This is a genomic window from uncultured Maribacter sp. (assembly GCF_963974015.1).
Lineage (GTDB): Bacteria > Bacteroidota > Bacteroidia > Flavobacteriales > Flavobacteriaceae > Maribacter.
Genome location: NZ_CAXBBZ010000002.1, coordinates 156,018 through 173,328 on the forward strand (window position 1 = coordinate 156,018; position 17,311 = coordinate 173,328).

The 17,311-nt window shown below is 34.4% G+C and carries 16 protein-coding genes; 9 read left to right on the forward strand and 7 right to left on the reverse strand.

The annotated features are described in order from the left end of the window. Nucleotides 1–2 precede the first annotated feature (2 nt). On the forward strand, nt 3–857 hold the full coding sequence (locus tag AACZ41_RS05140; RefSeq protein ID WP_339627278.1) for an aminotransferase class IV: 855 nt from the start codon (nt 3–5) through the stop codon (nt 855–857). On the opposite strand, the gene AACZ41_RS05145 is transcribed toward AACZ41_RS05140, so the two are convergent. Then, complete coding sequence (locus AACZ41_RS05145; protein ID WP_339627279.1) at nt 844–1,701, reverse strand: hypothetical protein; 858 nt, start codon at nt 1,699–1,701, stop codon at nt 844–846. The two genes, AACZ41_RS05140 and AACZ41_RS05145, sit on opposite strands and share 14 nt — an antisense overlap. Nucleotides 1,702–1,771: 70 nt before the next feature. Then, a complete protein-coding gene (locus tag AACZ41_RS05150) occupies nt 1,772–1,939 on the reverse strand; it encodes a Lacal_2735 family protein (RefSeq protein WP_339627280.1) in 168 nt (55 codons plus the stop codon). A 150-nt stretch (nt 1,940–2,089) separates the two neighbouring features. Between AACZ41_RS05150 and AACZ41_RS05155 the strand changes: the two genes are divergently transcribed. From AACZ41_RS05155 to AACZ41_RS05185, 7 genes are all read left to right on the forward strand, one after another. Then, a complete protein-coding gene (locus tag AACZ41_RS05155; protein ID WP_339627281.1) occupies nt 2,090–3,400 on the forward strand; it encodes a prolyl oligopeptidase family serine peptidase in 1,311 nt (436 codons plus the stop codon). Between the two features lie 145 nt (nt 3,401–3,545). Continuing rightward, nucleotides 3,546–3,737 (forward strand): cold-shock protein, encoded by a 192-nt coding sequence (locus AACZ41_RS05160; RefSeq protein ID WP_027067037.1) that lies wholly within the window; start codon nt 3,546–3,548, stop codon nt 3,735–3,737. A 121-nt stretch (nt 3,738–3,858) separates the two neighbouring features. Then, nucleotides 3,859–4,308 (forward strand): KTSC domain-containing protein, encoded by a 450-nt coding sequence (locus AACZ41_RS05165; protein WP_339627284.1) that lies wholly within the window; start codon nt 3,859–3,861, stop codon nt 4,306–4,308. A 34-nt stretch (nt 4,309–4,342) separates the two neighbouring features. Beyond that, nucleotides 4,343–5,644 carry a DEAD/DEAH box helicase gene (locus AACZ41_RS05170; protein WP_339627285.1) on the forward strand — a complete coding sequence of 434 codons (1,302 nt, stop codon included), beginning with the start codon at nt 4,343–4,345 and terminating at the stop codon, nt 5,642–5,644. 35 nt (nt 5,645–5,679) lie between these two features. Continuing rightward, nucleotides 5,680–7,230, forward strand: coding sequence for an SDR family oxidoreductase (locus AACZ41_RS05175; RefSeq protein ID WP_339627287.1), 1,551 nt, complete (start codon nt 5,680–5,682; stop codon nt 7,228–7,230). A gap of 195 nt (nt 7,231–7,425) precedes the next feature. Continuing rightward, nucleotides 7,426–10,425 carry a hypothetical protein gene (locus tag AACZ41_RS05180; protein WP_339627288.1) on the forward strand — a complete coding sequence of 1,000 codons (3,000 nt, stop codon included), beginning with the start codon at nt 7,426–7,428 and terminating at the stop codon, nt 10,423–10,425. Nucleotides 10,426–10,833: 408 nt separating this feature from the next. After that, nucleotides 10,834–11,634 (forward strand): DUF1080 domain-containing protein, encoded by an 801-nt coding sequence (locus tag AACZ41_RS05185; protein ID WP_339627289.1) that lies wholly within the window; start codon nt 10,834–10,836, stop codon nt 11,632–11,634. A gap of 24 nt (nt 11,635–11,658) precedes the next feature. On the opposite strand, the gene AACZ41_RS05190 is transcribed toward AACZ41_RS05185, so the two are convergent. The 3 genes from AACZ41_RS05190 to AACZ41_RS05200 all read right to left on the reverse strand — a co-directional run bounded on the left by AACZ41_RS05190 (nt 11,659) and on the right by AACZ41_RS05200 (nt 14,526). After that, nucleotides 11,659–12,765 (reverse strand): Gfo/Idh/MocA family oxidoreductase, encoded by a 1,107-nt coding sequence (locus AACZ41_RS05190; protein WP_339627290.1) that lies wholly within the window; start codon nt 12,763–12,765, stop codon nt 11,659–11,661. Nucleotides 12,766–12,888: 123 nt separating this feature from the next. Continuing rightward, the gene (locus AACZ41_RS05195; protein WP_339627291.1) at nt 12,889–13,719 is read right to left on the reverse strand and encodes a sugar phosphate isomerase/epimerase; all 831 of its coding nucleotides are present in this window, start codon (nt 13,717–13,719) and stop codon (nt 12,889–12,891) included. Further along, entirely contained in the window at nt 13,720–14,526 is an 807-nt protein-coding gene (locus AACZ41_RS05200) for a phytanoyl-CoA dioxygenase family protein (RefSeq protein WP_339627292.1), read from the reverse strand. It abuts the gene before it with no gap. Between the two features lie 131 nt (nt 14,527–14,657). Between AACZ41_RS05200 and AACZ41_RS05205 the strand changes: the two genes are divergently transcribed. Continuing rightward, entirely contained in the window at nt 14,658–15,491 is an 834-nt protein-coding gene (locus AACZ41_RS05205; protein WP_339627293.1) for an AraC family transcriptional regulator, read from the forward strand. Nucleotides 15,492–15,493: 2 nt separating this feature from the next. On the opposite strand, the gene AACZ41_RS05210 is transcribed toward AACZ41_RS05205, so the two are convergent. Beyond that, nucleotides 15,494–16,051 (reverse strand): DUF4494 domain-containing protein, encoded by a 558-nt coding sequence (locus tag AACZ41_RS05210; RefSeq protein WP_339627294.1) that lies wholly within the window; start codon nt 16,049–16,051, stop codon nt 15,494–15,496. Between the two features lie 190 nt (nt 16,052–16,241). Then, entirely contained in the window at nt 16,242–17,012 is a 771-nt protein-coding gene (locus AACZ41_RS05215) for a DUF481 domain-containing protein (protein ID WP_339627295.1), read from the reverse strand. Between the last annotated feature and the right edge of the window lie 299 nt (nt 17,013–17,311).

The following is a 17,311-nucleotide window of genomic DNA, read 5'->3' on the forward strand; positions in this document are numbered from 1 at the left end:
GTATGAAATACCCGGAAAAGGTTTATTTAAATGGCAACATAGTACCTCACGAAGATGCTAAAATATCGGTTTTTGACCGTGGTTTTATTTTTGGTGATGGTATCTATGAAGTTATGGTACAAATTGACGGGAAATTCTTCTATGAACAAGCACACTTAAATCGCTTGCAAGAAGGGTTAAATAAGATAAATATCGCTTTTGAGTCAAGTAGCTTACCGATTGAAATAGAAAAACTATTAAACGTTACCGAATTAGTTGGTAAGGATTGTCTTCTATATATTCAAATAACGCGAGGTGTCGCACCAAGGCAACATTCGTACCCAATAGATATAGTACCTACGGTAATGATGTATGCGGTACCTAAAGTATTACCCCAAATTAATACTGTCAATGCAAAAGTTATAACAAGGGAAGATTTCAGATGGTCTCGTTGCGATATTAAAATGACGTCACTTTTAGGAAATGTTATGTTGAATGAAGAGGCTATGCAACACCAGTGCCTTGAAACCATTTTACATCGTGATGGCTTTTTTACTGAAGCTTCTCATTGTAATGTGTTCTTTGTAAAAGACAGGGTTGTTTTAACTCATCCTGCCAATGAGCTAATTTTAAATGGCATAACTAGACAAGTAGTTTTTGAACTTTGTAAATCTCTCGATATAGAAATTCGAGAAACACCGGTCTCCATTAATGATATTTCTGAGATAGATGAAGCATTTTTAACAGGCACCAGTACCCAAATAGCATCTATTCAACAAATAGATAATCACATTCTTTATAAAGAGAATAAAATAGGACCCGTAACTCAAAAATTACAGGAGGCTTTTTTGAAAATTAAATCTATTAATCAACCTTAAAATAAGTAAAAAAGTCATCTGCGTCTTTTATGGTCATAAGATTCAGTATGTAGCAAACTTCAGATAAATCTGAAAAATCTAACCCACCTTCGGCTACACTTTCATTTATATATCGACCCTCTTTTCCGTTATACTGATTTCCTAATCGTATAGCAGTATTCCATACCAGTGTTAAATGATTATCGTTCAATTTGCTCTCCCAATTTACAATTCCGTCAGATTTTAAGCCAGGTGTACCATTACCAACTGCATTACCGTCAGCTATTTTGTGATAATCAGTAATTGATTGGGCATATTTAAGCTTGATCGGTTCAGTAACCGATTCATTCCAATCGCTATGCTGAACCACATGAATTTTTTCTTTTACATTTAAGTACTGATTTGTTTCAACTAATTTTTGTACCCAATCTGCAGTGAAATCAGATTGACCTGCTTCAGCAACCCATACAGAACCACCTCTTTTTATCGTTTTCTCAACCTTATTAACAACTTGTTTTATCGACTTATCTCTTTTATTATGAGCATTTGCCCAATTTATACCGAAAGCCAATTTCATTAATTCATTGGGGGGCACATATAATCCTTCTTGTACACCATAGGTGCCTGCAATAGCAAAATAGTTCAAATCTTTATAATCTGGATGATGCAAAAGTGTTCTTAGACCAGCAGCTGTATGTAAATCATCAATATCGGTTTTACAGTCAAATTGAACCAATAATAAATCTTTTGATATATTAAAATCGGGCTTTTGAGCATATATATTTATGCCTAACAGCAATATACCTATAACTGTTAAAGCCTTAAATCTATGAATAAAACTTTTTAAAATAGGTATTTCGAACATACTCTTTTATTGGTAGTACTAAACTATTAAATAAAATTTATCCAACATATAAATATCATATGTAGGTAACTTAATTGTCCATAGCTTCTATTTGTTTCAAAATTTTATCTGCTTCCGCAGCCTTATCATCACTTTTTGAACGATTTTGAGTAGACAATTCATAAGATTCCCTTAGCAATTTTTCATATTGTTCTTGTAGCTTTTCCTTTTGTGTTTTCTTTTTAAATAGACCGAACATAGTTTTTATTTTGAAGTTACCACTTTAGAAGATTTTTTGAATCTATTTTAATTAAAATATAACAACTGTAATTAGAATATGAATTTTAATAGTCTTGAATTTATAGTAAAAACTAGTACCTTACTATGGTAAATTTAAATTTATAGTACCATGAAAAAAACTATCCTACCATTACTATTAATCTTACTAACATTACAACAATTACCAATAAATGCTGCTGTTGCTAAAGTTTCGCAAGAATCTAGTTATACAGAAGGAAACTATACTCTAATTATAGAAGGGTACGATTGGGGACCTACGGTTAAAAAAGTTGTAATACCAATGGCCGATTTAGTGACCGAGGTGAATACATCTGATTTTACGGTTTCAGTTATGCGCAGTAAAGAAGGTGTAGAAATGCAACCGGCAGAATCAAAAGGGGACAGGGAAGTCTTGTTTGCTTATGTATCTGATGAAACCGGCAATAGACTCACTGAAGGTAATCATGCTACTTTAGTTTTATTAGTACATCCTAACAATCCATTAGATTCACCTATCAAATATATTTTTAAAGAGGGTAGAGGTAGTAATCAATGGATTGACTATAGTTTGAATATAACACATACACCAACATCCAAGGTTTGGGATACAGAAGCCGGTAGAATTTATCCGGAGTTAGATAGGTTTGATCTAAAAGGAACACATACAAGTAATGGTTCAACTTTATCTTATGGTTCTTTTGAGCCTGAGAGTATTTCTAGTAAAACGCCACTGATCATTTGGTTACATGGTGGTGGTGAAGGTGGCACTGATCCGAGCATAGCCTTAATTGCAAACAAGGCCACAAATTATGCTACTGATGAAATACAAGCGTATTTTGGTAAAGCTTATGTTTTGGTACCACAAACACCTACTTTTTGGATGCAAAGCGAATCTGGAAATTATACTAGGGGAGATACTGATGATATTTATAACAAAGCTTTATTTAATTTGATTGAAAGTTATGTAGCAAAACACCCAAAAATAGATACTGATAGAATTTATATAGGTGGTTGTTCAAATGGTGGCTATATGAGCCTCAAATTAATACTTGAACATCCCAATTATTTTGCAGCGGGTTATATAAGTGCCTTGGCATATCAAAATAAATACATAACCGATAAAGAAATAGAACGAATTAAAAATGTGCCTATATGGTTCGTACATTCCGAAGATGATACTACTACAGTACCAGATGAGACTGTTGTGCCCTTATATAATAGGTTGATTGCTGCAGGTTCACCTAATGTACATTTCTCTTATTATGAACATGTCGTTGATTTAACGGGTTTTTATGGTGGAAAGGATTATTATTTCCCAGGTCATTGGTCTTGGATATATTCACATGCAAATGATGCTAATTTTGATTTTAACCAAAAACCTGTACTATTAAATGGCAGAGTAGTTACAATTATGGAGTGGTTAGCTTCTCAAAAAAGGTAGAATTTTTCTTTATTTAGGTTTAAAAGTCTAAAAACTCTTAAATGTTTGCCAAAAAAATGTATTTAAATGTACTTAATACTTTGTTTGTCAAGTTTTGGCGTCATCTTTGCTTACTAAATAGTATTATAAATTAAATTACATTACAATGAGTAAAGGAACAGTAAAATTTTTCAACGACACAAAAGGTTTCGGTTTTATCACTGAAGAAGGTGTTGAAAAAGACCACTTTGTGCACATTTCAGGTTTAATCGACGAAATTCGTGAAGGCGATGAAGTTGAATTCGAACTAAAAGAAGGTAACAAAGGATTAAACGCAGTGAACGTAAAAGTTATCTAAACATATATACTTTCAAGTTTAAGAAAAAGCCCTTCCATAGTGAAGGGTTTTTTTATTACTCATTTTCAAGCTTCTAGGTCAAAATAAAGACGTAATTTTGCACCCGCAAAAAAGTCGTATTATGAAGCGTATCAATGAATACAAAAAACTCTTTGGGGTTGAAAAGGAAATTGAGCTTAAAACTCTAAAATCTACTTATAGGAATTTGGTAAAAGAATGGCATCCAGATAAATTTCAAGAAGGTGATGAAAAACGTGAAGAGGCTGAAATACAGAGTCGTCGTATCATTGACGGTTACCATTTTTTAGTAAGTATAGCTCCTGAAACTTTAGAGGCAAACAATGATGTTTACCAAGAAACTATAAATAATTCTGGTATATCAGATTACCAACACAACGGTCTTGTACTAGAAATTACATTTTTAGATGGTTCTACTTATGAGTATTTCGGAGTTACTAAACCTATTTTTCAAAAGATGATCAACTCTAACAAGTTGAACAGATTTGCAAAAAGAAGTATCTATCCAAATTATATTTATAGAAAATCAAAAAGAGACCTTCAAGAGGCTTAGAATTTTATATAAAATAAAGAATCACAGATATCGCATGAAAAATCAAGAAGAGATTTTATCGAAATTGAATATTGATGCGTTGAATCCTATGCAAGAGGAGGCGATAACTGTGATTTCATCTACAGCCAACACAATTCTATTATCACCAACCGGTACTGGAAAAACGTTGGCTTTTTTACTTCCTGTTTTAGAGGCATTAGATTACAATAATTTTGAGGTTCAAGTACTGATTTTAGTGCCTTCGCGAGAATTGGCTATTCAAATTGAACAGGTTATTCGCAATATGGGGTCTGGTTTCAAGGTAAACGCCATTTATGGTGGTAGACCGATGTCAAAAGATAAGATTGAACTAAAACACACTCCTGCAATTTTGGTAGGTACTCCTGGTAGAATTTTAGACCATTTTATTGCGGACCGATTTACAAAAGACAGTATTACTACTTTAATACTTGATGAGTTTGACAAATCGTTAGAAGTTGGCTTTGAAGAGGAAATGACTGAAATTCTTAGTGAATTGACTAACCTTAAGAAACGGATATTAACCTCGGCAACCGAAGGTGTTAAAATCCCTAAGTTCGTTGGGATGGAAAATCCTAGGAGAATTAATTATTTAAAGGCAGCTACACAGTCACAATTAACAATAAAGACAGTTGTATCGCCAGATAAGGACAAACTGAATATGTTAGTTCAGCTCCTAAAATTTATCGGAGAAGAACCAGGGATTATCTTCTGTAATTATAAAGATAGTATTGAGCAAATTAGCACTTACTTAGATAAACATCGTTTACAGCATGTATGCTTTTCTGGTGGCATGGAACAAAAAGACCGTGAACGTGCTCTGATAAAATTCAGAAATGGTAGTAGTAGAGTATTAGTGGCCACCGATTTGGCAGCTAGGGGTATAGATATACCTGAATTAAAATTTATTATTCATTTTGAGCTACCACATCACTCAGAAGAATTTACACATCGTAATGGTAGAACTGCTCGAGTAAATGCATCCGGTACCGCTTATGTTTTAAAATGGGAGAAAGAATCTTTGCCTGAATTTATCCCTAGATCAAAAGGAATTGATATTGCCAAAAAGAAAGTTATTGGTGAACTGTATTGGGAAACGTTATTCATATCAGGAGGACGAAAAGATAAAATATCAAAAGGGGATATTGCAGGACTTTTCTTTAAACAAGGCGGACTGAACCAAGACCAATTGGGCGATATTGAGTTAAAGCAAGATTGTGCATTTGTTGCCGTACCAAAAACCAAGGCAATTGAATTATCGACTCAATTGAATAATTCGAGATTAAAAAAGAAAAAAGTGCGCATTACCGTACTTTAGTCATTGTTAGTATTTTAGCGTTTTTATAGGTAAAAATGAAGGAGAAGCAACACGAAAACGGGTCTGATATAGATTTATTAGAGATTGAAAATTGTATTGAAATTTTAAATCGTTTAGTTACCGATACGAACCAAATTTTCGAAATTCCAGAAGATAGAAGAATAGCCCTTATTAAAGTAGCTGGTCAGCTATCGCGCCCTAACAAACAAGAATTTGCTAAAAGGGTAAAGGATGCTAAACGAAATGAAAAACGTAAGCAGGCTGTTCGAGATAAGCATGCAAGAAAAGAAACGGGTATTAGAAGTGCTCGGGAAGCCCATGTTTTTGTAGCCCCAAAATTATTACCTGCAGCAGAATTAGAAAGTAAGGATTTACCAGAACTTACTACACCACGTAATTGCTATGTATGTAAGACCGAGTTTACTAAACTTCATCATTTTTATGACACCATGTGTTCTGACTGTGGCGATTTCAATTATGCTAAACGATTTCAGAACGCCAATGTCAAAGGTCAAATCGCTGTTATTACTGGATCTAGATTAAAAATAGGTTACCATATTACTTTAATGCTTTTACGTGGTGGTGCTACGGTTATTGCAACCACACGTTTTCCTGTCGATTCTGCTCTCCGCTTTTCTAAAGAAGAGGATTTTATGGAATGGGGTCATCGACTAAAAATTCACGGACTTGACTTACGTCATATACCCAGTGTTGAAATTTTCTGCAATTTTATTGAGCAGCAGTATGTCAAGCTAGATATTCTAATTAATAATGCTGCACAAACCGTTCGTAGACCAGCAGGTTTTTACCATCATTTAATGGAGAATGAAGAACGCGAATTTTCTTCATTGCCCAAGTTTGCTCAAATGGTTTTAAGTGATCATGAAAGTTGTCTTGATGAATTGAAATCGTTTAGCACTAAAGCTTCCCCGAATCAAAATATGCCGGTTACTTGGCACGGACCAGAGCCTGGTATCGGTTTGCGAGAATCAGCCAAATTATCTCAAATTCCGTATAGTTTTGATAATGCTTTGGTGGCTCAAGAGGTTTTTCCAACGGGAGAATTAGATGCAGATTTACAACAAGTTGATTTGCGTAAAACAAATAGCTGGCGATTAAAACTAGGCGAAATAGAAACCACTGAAATGATTGAGGTTCAATTGGTTAATTCTGTTGCTCCGTTCGTTTTATGCAACCGTTTGGCCGAGCTCATGAAAAAAGAGAACACTGGTCAAAAGCATATTATTAACGTTACGGCAATGGAAGGTAAATTTCACCGTTTTTTTAAAGAATCACGTCACCCACATACCAATATGGCAAAGGCGGCACTTAATATGTTGACGCATACCGCTTCAGGTGAATTGGCCAAAGACGGAATTTTCATGAATGCTGTCGATACCGGTTGGGTTACCGATGAAGACCCTGCTGAATTAGCTAAAAAGAAGCAAGAAGTACACGATTTTCAACCACCATTAGATATTGTTGATGGAGCGGCAAGAGTGATGGACCCCTTATTTGACGGTATCAATACAGGAAAGCACTGGTGTGGAAAATTCTTAAAAGATTACTTTCCTATAGATTGGTAAACGTATTCAATCTTAATACAAAAACTACAATTGATGATCAAGTATTGATAAGAATAGGTTTAAATTAACCTTCTTTATTATAATACGTAATATATATTCATGAAAATAAGATAATTGCAAAAATGAAGCGAAAGCTATGTTATAATTTTTGGTTTAACTAACTTTAGGTTCTGACCAATCAATTATAAAATACCAATGAATAGATTATTCCGGAACCTTGCTTTTATCACTTGTTTATTTATTTCAACAACACTTTTTTCTCAAGATTTTTCAGCTTTTGAATACCGAACTATTGGCCCCTTAAGAGGTGGTCGTGTAACCACGGTAACAGGAACACCAACTGAACCAGGCACTTTTTATTTGGGAGCTTCCGGGGCAGGGGTATGGAAAACGGAAGATTATGGAACCACTTGGAACAATGTTTCCGATGGTTTTTTCAATACTCCATCAATTGGCGCTATAGAAATAGCGGCCAATGATCCAAATATTGTTTATGTCGGCACAGGTTCAGACGGACTTCGTAGTAATATCATCCATGGTAAAGGAGTCTATAAATCAATAGATGCAGGAAAAACATGGTCGCATATCGGCCTTGATAATGTAGGTCAAATAGGTGCTGTTGAAATAGACCCAACTAACAGTAATATCGTATGGGTAGCTGCAATTGGTAATGCTTTTAAAGACAATGAAGAGCGTGGAGTATATAAAACTATTGATGGTGGTGTAACTTGGGAGAAGGTTCTATTTGTTTCAAACAAAACTGGCTTTGCAGATTTAGAACTATTACCTGGAAACCCAAATGTTGTTTTTGCAGCAGCTTGGAAAGCACAGCGTAAACCATGGACTATAGATTCAGGTGGCGAGAATAAAGATGGTGGCATTTACAAATCTGTCAATGCCGGAAAAGATTGGGTGAAACTTGAAAAAGGATTACCAGAAGGATTAATAGGAAAAATTGATTTAGGAGTCACGGCATCTGATTCGAAAATTTTATATGCTATAATTGAAGCACCAGGTGACGAAGGCGGAGTTTACAAATCTGTAGATCAAGGCAATTCATTTACGCAAACATCAAGCGAAAAAGGATTGGTGAACAGACCATTTTATTATACAAATATAGAAGTAGATCCTACCAATGGTGATATTGTTTATTCAAATGCAAATCCTTTATTGAAATCTACAGATGGTGGAAAAACATGGAATGAAATGGATGTACCACATGGAGACAACCATGATATATGGATGAATCCTAATAATCCCGATTTATTAATACAGTGTAACGATGGTGGTGCCAATATTTCACATAATGGAGGTAAAACTTGGTCTTCACAATTCAATCAACCTACCGCAGAAATTTATCAAGTCGCGGTTGATGACCAATATCCTTATTGGGTATACGGTGCACAACAAGATAACACAACGATTGCTATACCTAGTTCATCACCAAGTGCCACTTTAGCTCAGGGTACACAGGTAATGATAGATGTTGGTGGTTGTGAAACAGGACCAGCAATACCAAAGCCCGGTGACCATAATACGGTTTACAACAACTGTAAAGGGCGGTTTAGTGTTTACAGTAAGCTAACGGGTACTAATCGCGAGTATTCTATTGGGGCATCTAACATTTATGGACATAACCCAAAAGACTTAAAGTATAGGTTTCAACGTGTGGCACCGGTACACGTATCTCCTCATGACCCAGACGTGGTATATATGGGGTCACAGTATGTGCACAAAACCAGAAATAATGGTGAAATTTGGGAAACAATATCGCCAGACTTAACTGCCTTTGAGGAAGACAAGCAAGTAATTTCCGGAGATATAATTACACGTGATATTACAGGTGAAGAATACTACAGCACATTATACTCGATTAGAGAATCTAAAATTCAAAAAGACTTAATATGGACAGGCTCTAATGACGGAGTAATTTCAGTTACTAAAAATGGTGGCCAAACTTGGGAAATTGTAACACCCAAAAAATTACCGAAAGGTGGTAGGGTAGAGTCGATAGAACCATCTCAATACAATGCCGCTAAAGCATACATTTCTGTGGATAGACACCTATTAGGTGATACTACACCTTATTTCTACAAAACTGAAGATTTCGGGAAAAGTTGGGAACTATTAAGTACTGCAACAAATGGAATTCCTTCAGATTATACAAGTAAGGTATTAAGAGAAGACCCCGAAACAGTTGGATTGCTATATGCCGGAACAGAATACGGAATGTTCGTTTCTTTTGATGATGGTAAAAATTGGAAGACATTTCAACAAAACTTACCTGTAACACCAATAACGGATATAATTATAAATCGAGGCGACTTGGTATTGAGTACAATGGGCCGTGGTTTTTGGATTTTAGACAATATTACATCATTAAGAAACCCAGAAGTAGGTAAATTAAATAATAAAGCTGTATTGTTTAAGCCAGATAATACGATTCGTTATCGAACACCAAGAAGATCTTCAGATTTTCCAAATTACCCATCAACTAGTGTCATTATCGATTATTACCTTCCAAAGGACTATAAAAAAAATGTTCAGCTTGAAATATTAGATTCAAACAAAAAATCTATTGTTACTATTGTTAGTGATTCTACACAATTAAAGTCATCATCTGAAGCCGTTGAAGACATGGGCTTAAGTATGACCTTTTCATATAATGACACTAAACTGGAAACAAAAAAAGGATTAAATCGATTCCATTGGGACTTAAACCAAAAAGGTGCATGGAGCGATAAGAAATCTCGTAGTTATAAAAACGGACCAATGGTGCCACCAGGTTTATACACTGTTAAACTTACTGCAGGCAATGAAACTATAGAACAATCTTTTGAAGTTCTTATAGATCCTCGTTTAGAATCGGAAGGGGTTACAAGCACAACCATTAAAGAGCAATTGATTTTGGAAGATGAAGTTTTAGATTTATTGACCGAGGCCAGAAAATTACAAGCATCTATAGAAGCTGATATCAAGAAAGCACAAGGTTCAAAAAAATCAGATTTAGAGTTACTTTTAAAAGCACTTAAAAATGATGATGGTGCATATCCGCGACAAATGCTTGTAGCCCAAATAGCTTATTTATCATACATAGTAGGTGGTTCTGATAAAAAACCAGGTCAAGAAGAAATTGAACGTTTAAAAGAGCTTAGGGTTCAATTAAATGAAATCAAGCAAAAAATCAATGGTTAAAAATTTAGGCTAGTTGATATACTATTATTTCGACTTGCCTTAAAAATCTCGTCGATAAAACTACCCTTTCTGTAAAGGTATAATTAGCAGACTTCTATTCTCTTTTAATATTTAGATATAAAGTTTCATTCCATACGCGTTAATTAAAATACACGTATGGAATGAAACTTTATATCCTGATCGTAAGTATATTATTTGCTCAGCTTACTTTAACCCAAGAGTTCGGAACAAAAGCAGAAAACAAAATATGGTCTTTACAAGAATGTATTAGATATGCCATAATAAATAATTTTACCGTTAATGATGCTAACCTTAGCAAAGGTATTATTCTCTTAATTTTTGTGTACATTAGGACTAACATTATAAATTTGCCCGAAAATGAATTCACGCTCCCTAACCATAATGGTAATGAGTTTTATAATACTCGTAACCTTTGTATCCTGCGGAAATATAAAAGCAGTTAAAAGTGCTGATACTTTATCTGATGTGGTCTCAGTTGATGATCAGCCAAAATGGACCTCTATTTTTAATGGAACCGATTTAACAGGTTGGACCATAAAAATTAGAGGCTATCCCTTAGGTGAGAATTTCGGGAATACATTGCGAGTTGAAGATAGTATCTTAAAAATACGATATGATGCCTATGGTTCAAATTTCAATGACCGTTTCGGTACGGTTTATTTTGATAAATATTTGACTAACTATAGATTAAAAGTAGAATATAGGTTTGTAGGTGAAACGGCTCCAGGGGCACCAACTTGGGGTTATCGTGATAGTGGTATTCAATTTCAGGGACAGCCCCCTACTACTCAAAAACTAGACGATGCCTTTCCCGTTTGTTTGGAATATAATTTCCATGGTGGTAATGGAACAGAAGAAAGACCATTAGGTGCCGCCTGTACCAACGGTATGTTTATAGAATACATGGGAGAAAAGAATACCACTACGTGTATCCCTGCAGAAGTAGGCAGAACCTTTCATGGAAACCAATGGGTCACGGCTGAAATTGAAGTGAAAAATGGTAAGATTACCCATTATGTAAATGGGGAAGAAATTTTAAGCTACGCAAATCCTACATACAATCCGGAGAATGAAATGGCTAAAATGCTGATGGATGGTGAGTATACCAAAGTAAAGGGCGGCTATATTTCCTTACAGTCCAACAGCCACCCCATAGATTTTAGAAAAATTGAACTTCTAGAGTATTAAGTTTCTAGTAGTTCAATTATACTTTTATAATGTAACTTTCTGTCCGGTTTTAGCAGCTTTAAAGATTGCATCAATAATTTTCATATCCTTTACACCTTCCTCGCCATCTACAGGAACAATGGGCTGTACACCATCAAAAATGAGTGCGGCCATACCATCCATTTGTAAGGTTTGGTGTGTGATGTGAGGTTGGGTCAAAGGACCTTTATGCGTTCTCCCTTCAATTGGACCATAACCTGTAGAAGGCTGCATTTCTACAAATCCCTTAGAACCAGTCATATAAAATCTGTCTAAATTATTCATACTGTACGTAGAAAGGCAATTGGCTACTGCACCACTAGGGAAACCCATTTGAAATTGTATAGTTTCATCGATGCCCTCTTTGAATTTTTCGGGGTCGGTCTTTGTTTCTTGTGCCGTTACCCAAACTGGTTCTTCACCTAGCATATAGCGTGCACCATTAATAGAATAGATTCCGATGTCCATCATGGCACCACCACCAGACAGTTCTTTGTTTAAACGCCATTGAGTAGGATCACCGATGGTAAAACCAGATTGGCCTTGAAAGAATTTAGTATCCCCGAATACCCCATCTTTACGCATTTGAATTACGGCTACAGTTTTAGGTTCAAAATGCATACGATAGCCAATCAATAGCTTTACATTGGCGGCTTTACAGGCGTCTACCATTTCTTGCCCTTCTTGGGCGTTGATACCCATCGGCTTTTCACTGATAACATGTTTACCTGCTTTTGCTACTTGAATAGTTTGGTCCTTGTGCAATCCATTTGGGGTAATAATATATACGGCATCAATATCTGGATTATCTTTTATCGCATCAAAATTTTCGTAGTTGTAGCAATTCTTTTCTGGAATGCCATATTTCGATTGCCACTTTTTTATTTTGCTAGGTGTACCACTAATTACACCTACTAATTTAGCACGTGTACATGATTGCATAGCCTCAGCCACTCGTGTACCATAGCTACCTAAGCCCATAATGGCAACTTTTAAAATAGGTCCTTCATAAGGTTCTGAACTTGCGGCGAACAGTTGTGCAGGACTGTATATTAAGGGCACACTGATAGCTGTAATCGAAAGTTTCTCTATAAATTCTCTTCTTGAAGACATAAGATTGTGTATTAGGTTGATTTATTTGTATATAAATATAGGTAAACTTGTTTTGAAATCCATGAATCCATTTTACCTTATATAATCTTAGCAATCTAACTTTGGCTATTTATAATTCGTTCTTTAAAATTTCAATCGACTTTCTAAATAGGCTTTCATAGTTACATTTAATTCTTGTTGATTAGCCAGTGGCTCTTTACTAAATGGAGCTTGAGGCATATAAGGATAGGGTCCAAATTCAGGAGTTATCGAAAAAGTATCCAAAGCTAAATGCTCATTTATTACACGTTGCCACCAGTGCAGATATTGTTCTAGATACGTTTTCCATTCTGGAGCAAAAGGATTGTTAACCTGTGGTGCCTGTTCAAAACCGACTCGTGCATGAATATGTTTAATATGTGGAATAATCTTTTCAAATATATGTTCTTGATCTTGTAGCATACTTTCTGAAACTACACACCAATGAGATAAATCTCCTACTAGCTGTAATTGAGGATATTTATCTAAATAACAAAGGGTAGTGGCGGAATGAAAAGTAAAGCGACCCCTGTGAATTTCATGATAAACAGGAATATTGTTTAGCTTAGAAAAGCTTTCTATTGCTTCGATTACCAAGCAATTATCTTTAAATGAAAAGTGGTCTTTTCCGGTATGGGAATTAATAAAATTTGGATGGTAAGGCAACATACGTTCTAGCTGAGTCAAAACATCTATAATATATGCTTCCACCGTTTCCAATTTTACAGGTAATACTTGCTGTAAAACGCAAACAAAATTTGGATTTTGTTCTCGTGATTTTTCCAAACCTCTCAAAAATTCTATTTCGAAGGTTTTATTATTAGGAAGATTAATTTCAACTCCTTGAAAACCTTGAATCTGTATAAGTTCAAAAAAATCTGAGACAGATAAATCATCACTTCCCCAATGCGGATATAGATAGTTAATTTTCTTCATTTAATATAGAACAGGGTTCAAGGGTGAATTAATGGTTTCTCCAATTTGGACACCAGGACACCAAGTATCCCAATCATTCTGTTGACCATCATTACTTGGCTTTTTTAATTTCATATCCTTATCCATATAAATGACGGTCATTACCTTACGCATTTCTTGAGTTGTATTCGCTCCTGCACGGTGAAATACCCAACCGGAATGAAAACTGACCTCACCAACATCAAAAGGCTCGACAACATGTTTAAAATCGGTTACTCTCAATCTATTTTGTATGGCCTTTTCACTTTCATCACTTATAGAAAGGTCTCTACCATCAATAATTTCATGGCTTCCAGCACTAAACTCTAAAGGCCCCATAGTTAATGGGGTTTCTTGTAAAGGTATCCAAGCGGTAACAGTTTTATCAGTTTGCAATGGCCAATAATACTGATCGGCGTGCCAAGGAGTAATACCGCCGCCTGCTTCCTTAAATAAAGCTTGATCATGGTATAGTCGCACACCCTTAACTTGCATAAGGTCTGTGGCTATTTGTGCCAATCTTTTTGAAAATATTAGTGTCTTTATGGCTCCGTCTTCCTTCCACAAATTGAATAACTGTACAAAGGCCTTACCATAGGTATCTCTTTTTTCTAAAGGTTTTGAATCTGCATTCATTTCTGTCACTTTTTTTGAAATATGCTCATTATAATATGAAAGCGTTTCTGCATCAAAAACATCTTTCAATTTAATGTAACGGTATGTACTGTAAAAATCAATCTGATCTTTGGTTAGGATATATGGTTTATCAATTAATTCATGCTTTTTCATAATAAATACGATTTAGATATGTAAAATTAGGAAGTTAACCTCGTTAAAAGTTTTTCGATTTTAACCAATGCTATGTATATCTAAACTTTTATTACTTAATTTATCATAAATAAATGTTTATATAAGTTATTATGAAGCCTGTTGTCGAAAATATCGGTTTACAAGAATCAAATATATCTTTCCGTTTTTTTAAATTGGAAGAAACTCAGTTTAAACCATTTTGGCATTATCATCCAGAGTTAGAACTTACCCTTATTACTAAAGGTTGTGGTACTCGTTTTGTTGGAAATAGTATTCTTCCCTATTCTAAAAATGATTTGGTTCTTATGGGAGCGAATCTTCCTCATAATTACGCATCTTTAAAATATGATGGACAGGAACGGCAAGGAGCTATAGTACTTCAATTTCCATCCCATATATTTAATTCGATTAAGGAATGTGAACTACTGCATATCTTATACAAAGAAGCGGAAAGAGGAATTCAATTTATTGAACCAAAAGCAACTACTCTTCAATTGATACATGATTTTGAAAGTGTAACCCCAACAGTACAGGTAGCGGTTTTGCTTCAAATATTGGATCAATTATTTCATCATAAAAATAGAAAGTATCTCGCTTCCTCATTATATGATCATCAAATAATAAGTGCTGAATCTCAAGATAAAATAAAAACTATTATCTGTTATATACTTGAAAATTTAGATAAAAAGCTTACCGTAAAAGAAATGGCAGAGAGAACCAATATGGTAGAACAGTCTTTTTGTAGATGGTTTAAAAAAGCTGTAGGACATTCATTCGTCACATTTTTAAATTCATCTAGAATTGAACAGGCCTGTATGTATTTATCAACTACAGATAAATATATACAGGCCATTGCTTTTGACTGTGGTTTTGAAAGTGTGTCTCACTTTAATCGCACTTTCAAAAAATTGAAAGGAAAAAGTCCGAGAGAATTTAGAGTTTAAGCTTAGACTTCTGCCTCAGTTTCAGCTTCAATAGGTTCTTCTTCTATAACTTCTGCCACTGCAGGTACTGAATCTTTCAAACTATTAAATTTTTCTACACGTGCCATATCATCCTCTTCACCTGAAAAATATGGAAATACATCCATAATAGGTGATTCTGAAATGGCAGGTACAGTATACTCACCCATAGTATCTTTCATAATACTAATGGTATTGTCATAAGCTTCTTTAACATCATTTGCCTGTATCAGCAAATACATATTCGTCTTACGTTCTTTACCGCTTTCTTCATCAAAGGCAATTAAAGAAACTCTAGATTTAAACCATCGGTCTGAATTTTCAAAAGGATGAATTTCGGCATAGTTAGCTACTTTAATATTAGTGATTTTAATTTCATCACTATCGCTTAAATAAGCCGCCATTTCTTCGGTAATTCTGCTTTCGGCCTCAGTATAGGAAATTGCATCGACCAAAAAAGGTTCTGTTTTTACTTTTTGTGTACCTGAAGCTTCATCAAGTTTTCTATATTTTACTTTACACTCGTACCAAGTGGCGCTCATCTTATTTTGTTTTAGGGGTGTCAAATATAAGTTTTAGCCATAGTTCTTACGGTTAAAAAAGAAGATAGATATTCACAAAATTTCAATTAAATACATATTACTTTTATCCTTAGGGGGTTATAAATCTTAATGGTGAGTTTCAATTTTAAGATTACTTTTAATCATACTAAAATTGATTGAAAAAATCAATTTACATAGTAAATGTGAAGCCGAAACTCAAGTTAGAAGAGCGGTCATTTTCCGCCGTAGGCGAAAAACTGCTATAGAAATAATTATAAAGTGCAGATAAACTTATTACTTCTGTTATTGGTAATTCGGCCTTTAATTGACACAATATGCGATGATTAGCGATTTGTTGATATAACGGTTGAAAGTATATTGTTCCCGTTAGATCTAATCGTGTTTTTTTAAATGATTGATTTATTGATAGGTAACTACTGTTTCTGTGATTATAAAAAAGTTCATTGCTAACATCAATCCTTTCAATTTCGTACATATATGCATTTCCAAAATAAGCCTTTGTATTTTCAGTTGAAATCATTTTTAAACGAATGCCCGCACCGATTAAATTTCTACTGGTAATAGTCAATAATTTGTTATTCTGGTTTTGAATGAATGCTTCTAATCTAAATAGTTCAGATATTTTTTGATTGTAGCGAAAATGAAAAAACCATGAGTTCTGAAAATCTTGATCTTGACTTCTAATAAGATTATAGTTACCAATGAAAAAGTATATTTTCTTTAAATCTTTAGACTTTAATTGAGTGGTAATGTTTGAACCTATTTGAAAAATATAGTCTCCATTATTATCTGTATAATTAGCTAAGACATCACTTTTTAGTGCAAACCGGGTAGAATCTTTCTGCATTCTTTTCGACTCAATATTCACCAATTGTCCATATGTATTTTGACTAAACGTTTGAAAAATGAAAAAGAAAAATAGGGTTCTGAAAATGCTCATATTAGGTTATTTTGCTAATAATTGACAAAGTTATCTAAAATTAGGGGCAACTATACTGTGAGGAAGCCTGTATTATAAATAGAATTTTATATTATTGAATAGATAAAACCTAGAATAACACTTGCTTTACTTGGTCAAAATAGAAATCGATAATGGGTATATTTATTTTAGTTAACATACCTATTGCAAAACCTATTCAATTAACTTATGGATATAATTGAAGCTATCCAGAATTAATTTAAAGTATTTGCAACTCTTAAATTACCTATAACCATCGATGAACCTGAACTTCTACATTC

What these genes read in the sequence shown, in the direction of transcription:
- AACZ41_RS05175 (WP_339627287.1), top strand. Translation starts at nt 5,680, where the DNA reads ATGAAGGAGAAGCAACACGAAAACGGGTCTGATATAGATTTATTAGAG.
- AACZ41_RS05200 (WP_339627292.1), bottom strand. Translation starts at nt 14,526, where the DNA reads ATGAAAAAGCATGAATTAATTGATAAACCATATATCCTAACCAAAGAT.
- AACZ41_RS05205 (WP_339627293.1), top strand. Translation starts at nt 14,658, where the DNA reads ATGAAGCCTGTTGTCGAAAATATCGGTTTACAAGAATCAAATATATCT.
- AACZ41_RS05160 (WP_027067037.1), top strand. Translation starts at nt 3,546, where the DNA reads ATGAGTAAAGGAACAGTAAAATTTTTCAACGACACAAAAGGTTTCGGT.
- AACZ41_RS05145 (WP_339627279.1), bottom strand. Translation starts at nt 1,701, where the DNA reads ATGTTCGAAATACCTATTTTAAAAAGTTTTATTCATAGATTTAAGGCT.
- AACZ41_RS05180 (WP_339627288.1), top strand. Translation starts at nt 7,426, where the DNA reads ATGAATAGATTATTCCGGAACCTTGCTTTTATCACTTGTTTATTTATT.
- AACZ41_RS05185 (WP_339627289.1), top strand. Translation starts at nt 10,834, where the DNA reads ATGAGTTTTATAATACTCGTAACCTTTGTATCCTGCGGAAATATAAAA.
- AACZ41_RS05170 (WP_339627285.1), top strand. Translation starts at nt 4,343, where the DNA reads ATGAAAAATCAAGAAGAGATTTTATCGAAATTGAATATTGATGCGTTG.
- AACZ41_RS05140 (WP_339627278.1), top strand. Translation starts at nt 3, where the DNA reads ATGAAATACCCGGAAAAGGTTTATTTAAATGGCAACATAGTACCTCAC.
- AACZ41_RS05150 (WP_339627280.1), bottom strand. Translation starts at nt 1,939, where the DNA reads ATGTTCGGTCTATTTAAAAAGAAAACACAAAAGGAAAAGCTACAAGAA.
- AACZ41_RS05155 (WP_339627281.1), top strand. Translation starts at nt 2,090, where the DNA reads ATGAAAAAAACTATCCTACCATTACTATTAATCTTACTAACATTACAA.
- AACZ41_RS05215 (WP_339627295.1), bottom strand. Translation starts at nt 17,012, where the DNA reads ATGAGCATTTTCAGAACCCTATTTTTCTTTTTCATTTTTCAAACGTTT.
- AACZ41_RS05210 (WP_339627294.1), bottom strand. Translation starts at nt 16,051, where the DNA reads ATGAGCGCCACTTGGTACGAGTGTAAAGTAAAATATAGAAAACTTGAT.
- AACZ41_RS05165 (WP_339627284.1), top strand. Translation starts at nt 3,859, where the DNA reads ATGAAGCGTATCAATGAATACAAAAAACTCTTTGGGGTTGAAAAGGAA.
- AACZ41_RS05195 (WP_339627291.1), bottom strand. Translation starts at nt 13,719, where the DNA reads ATGAAGAAAATTAACTATCTATATCCGCATTGGGGAAGTGATGATTTA.
- AACZ41_RS05190 (WP_339627290.1), bottom strand. Translation starts at nt 12,765, where the DNA reads ATGTCTTCAAGAAGAGAATTTATAGAGAAACTTTCGATTACAGCTATC.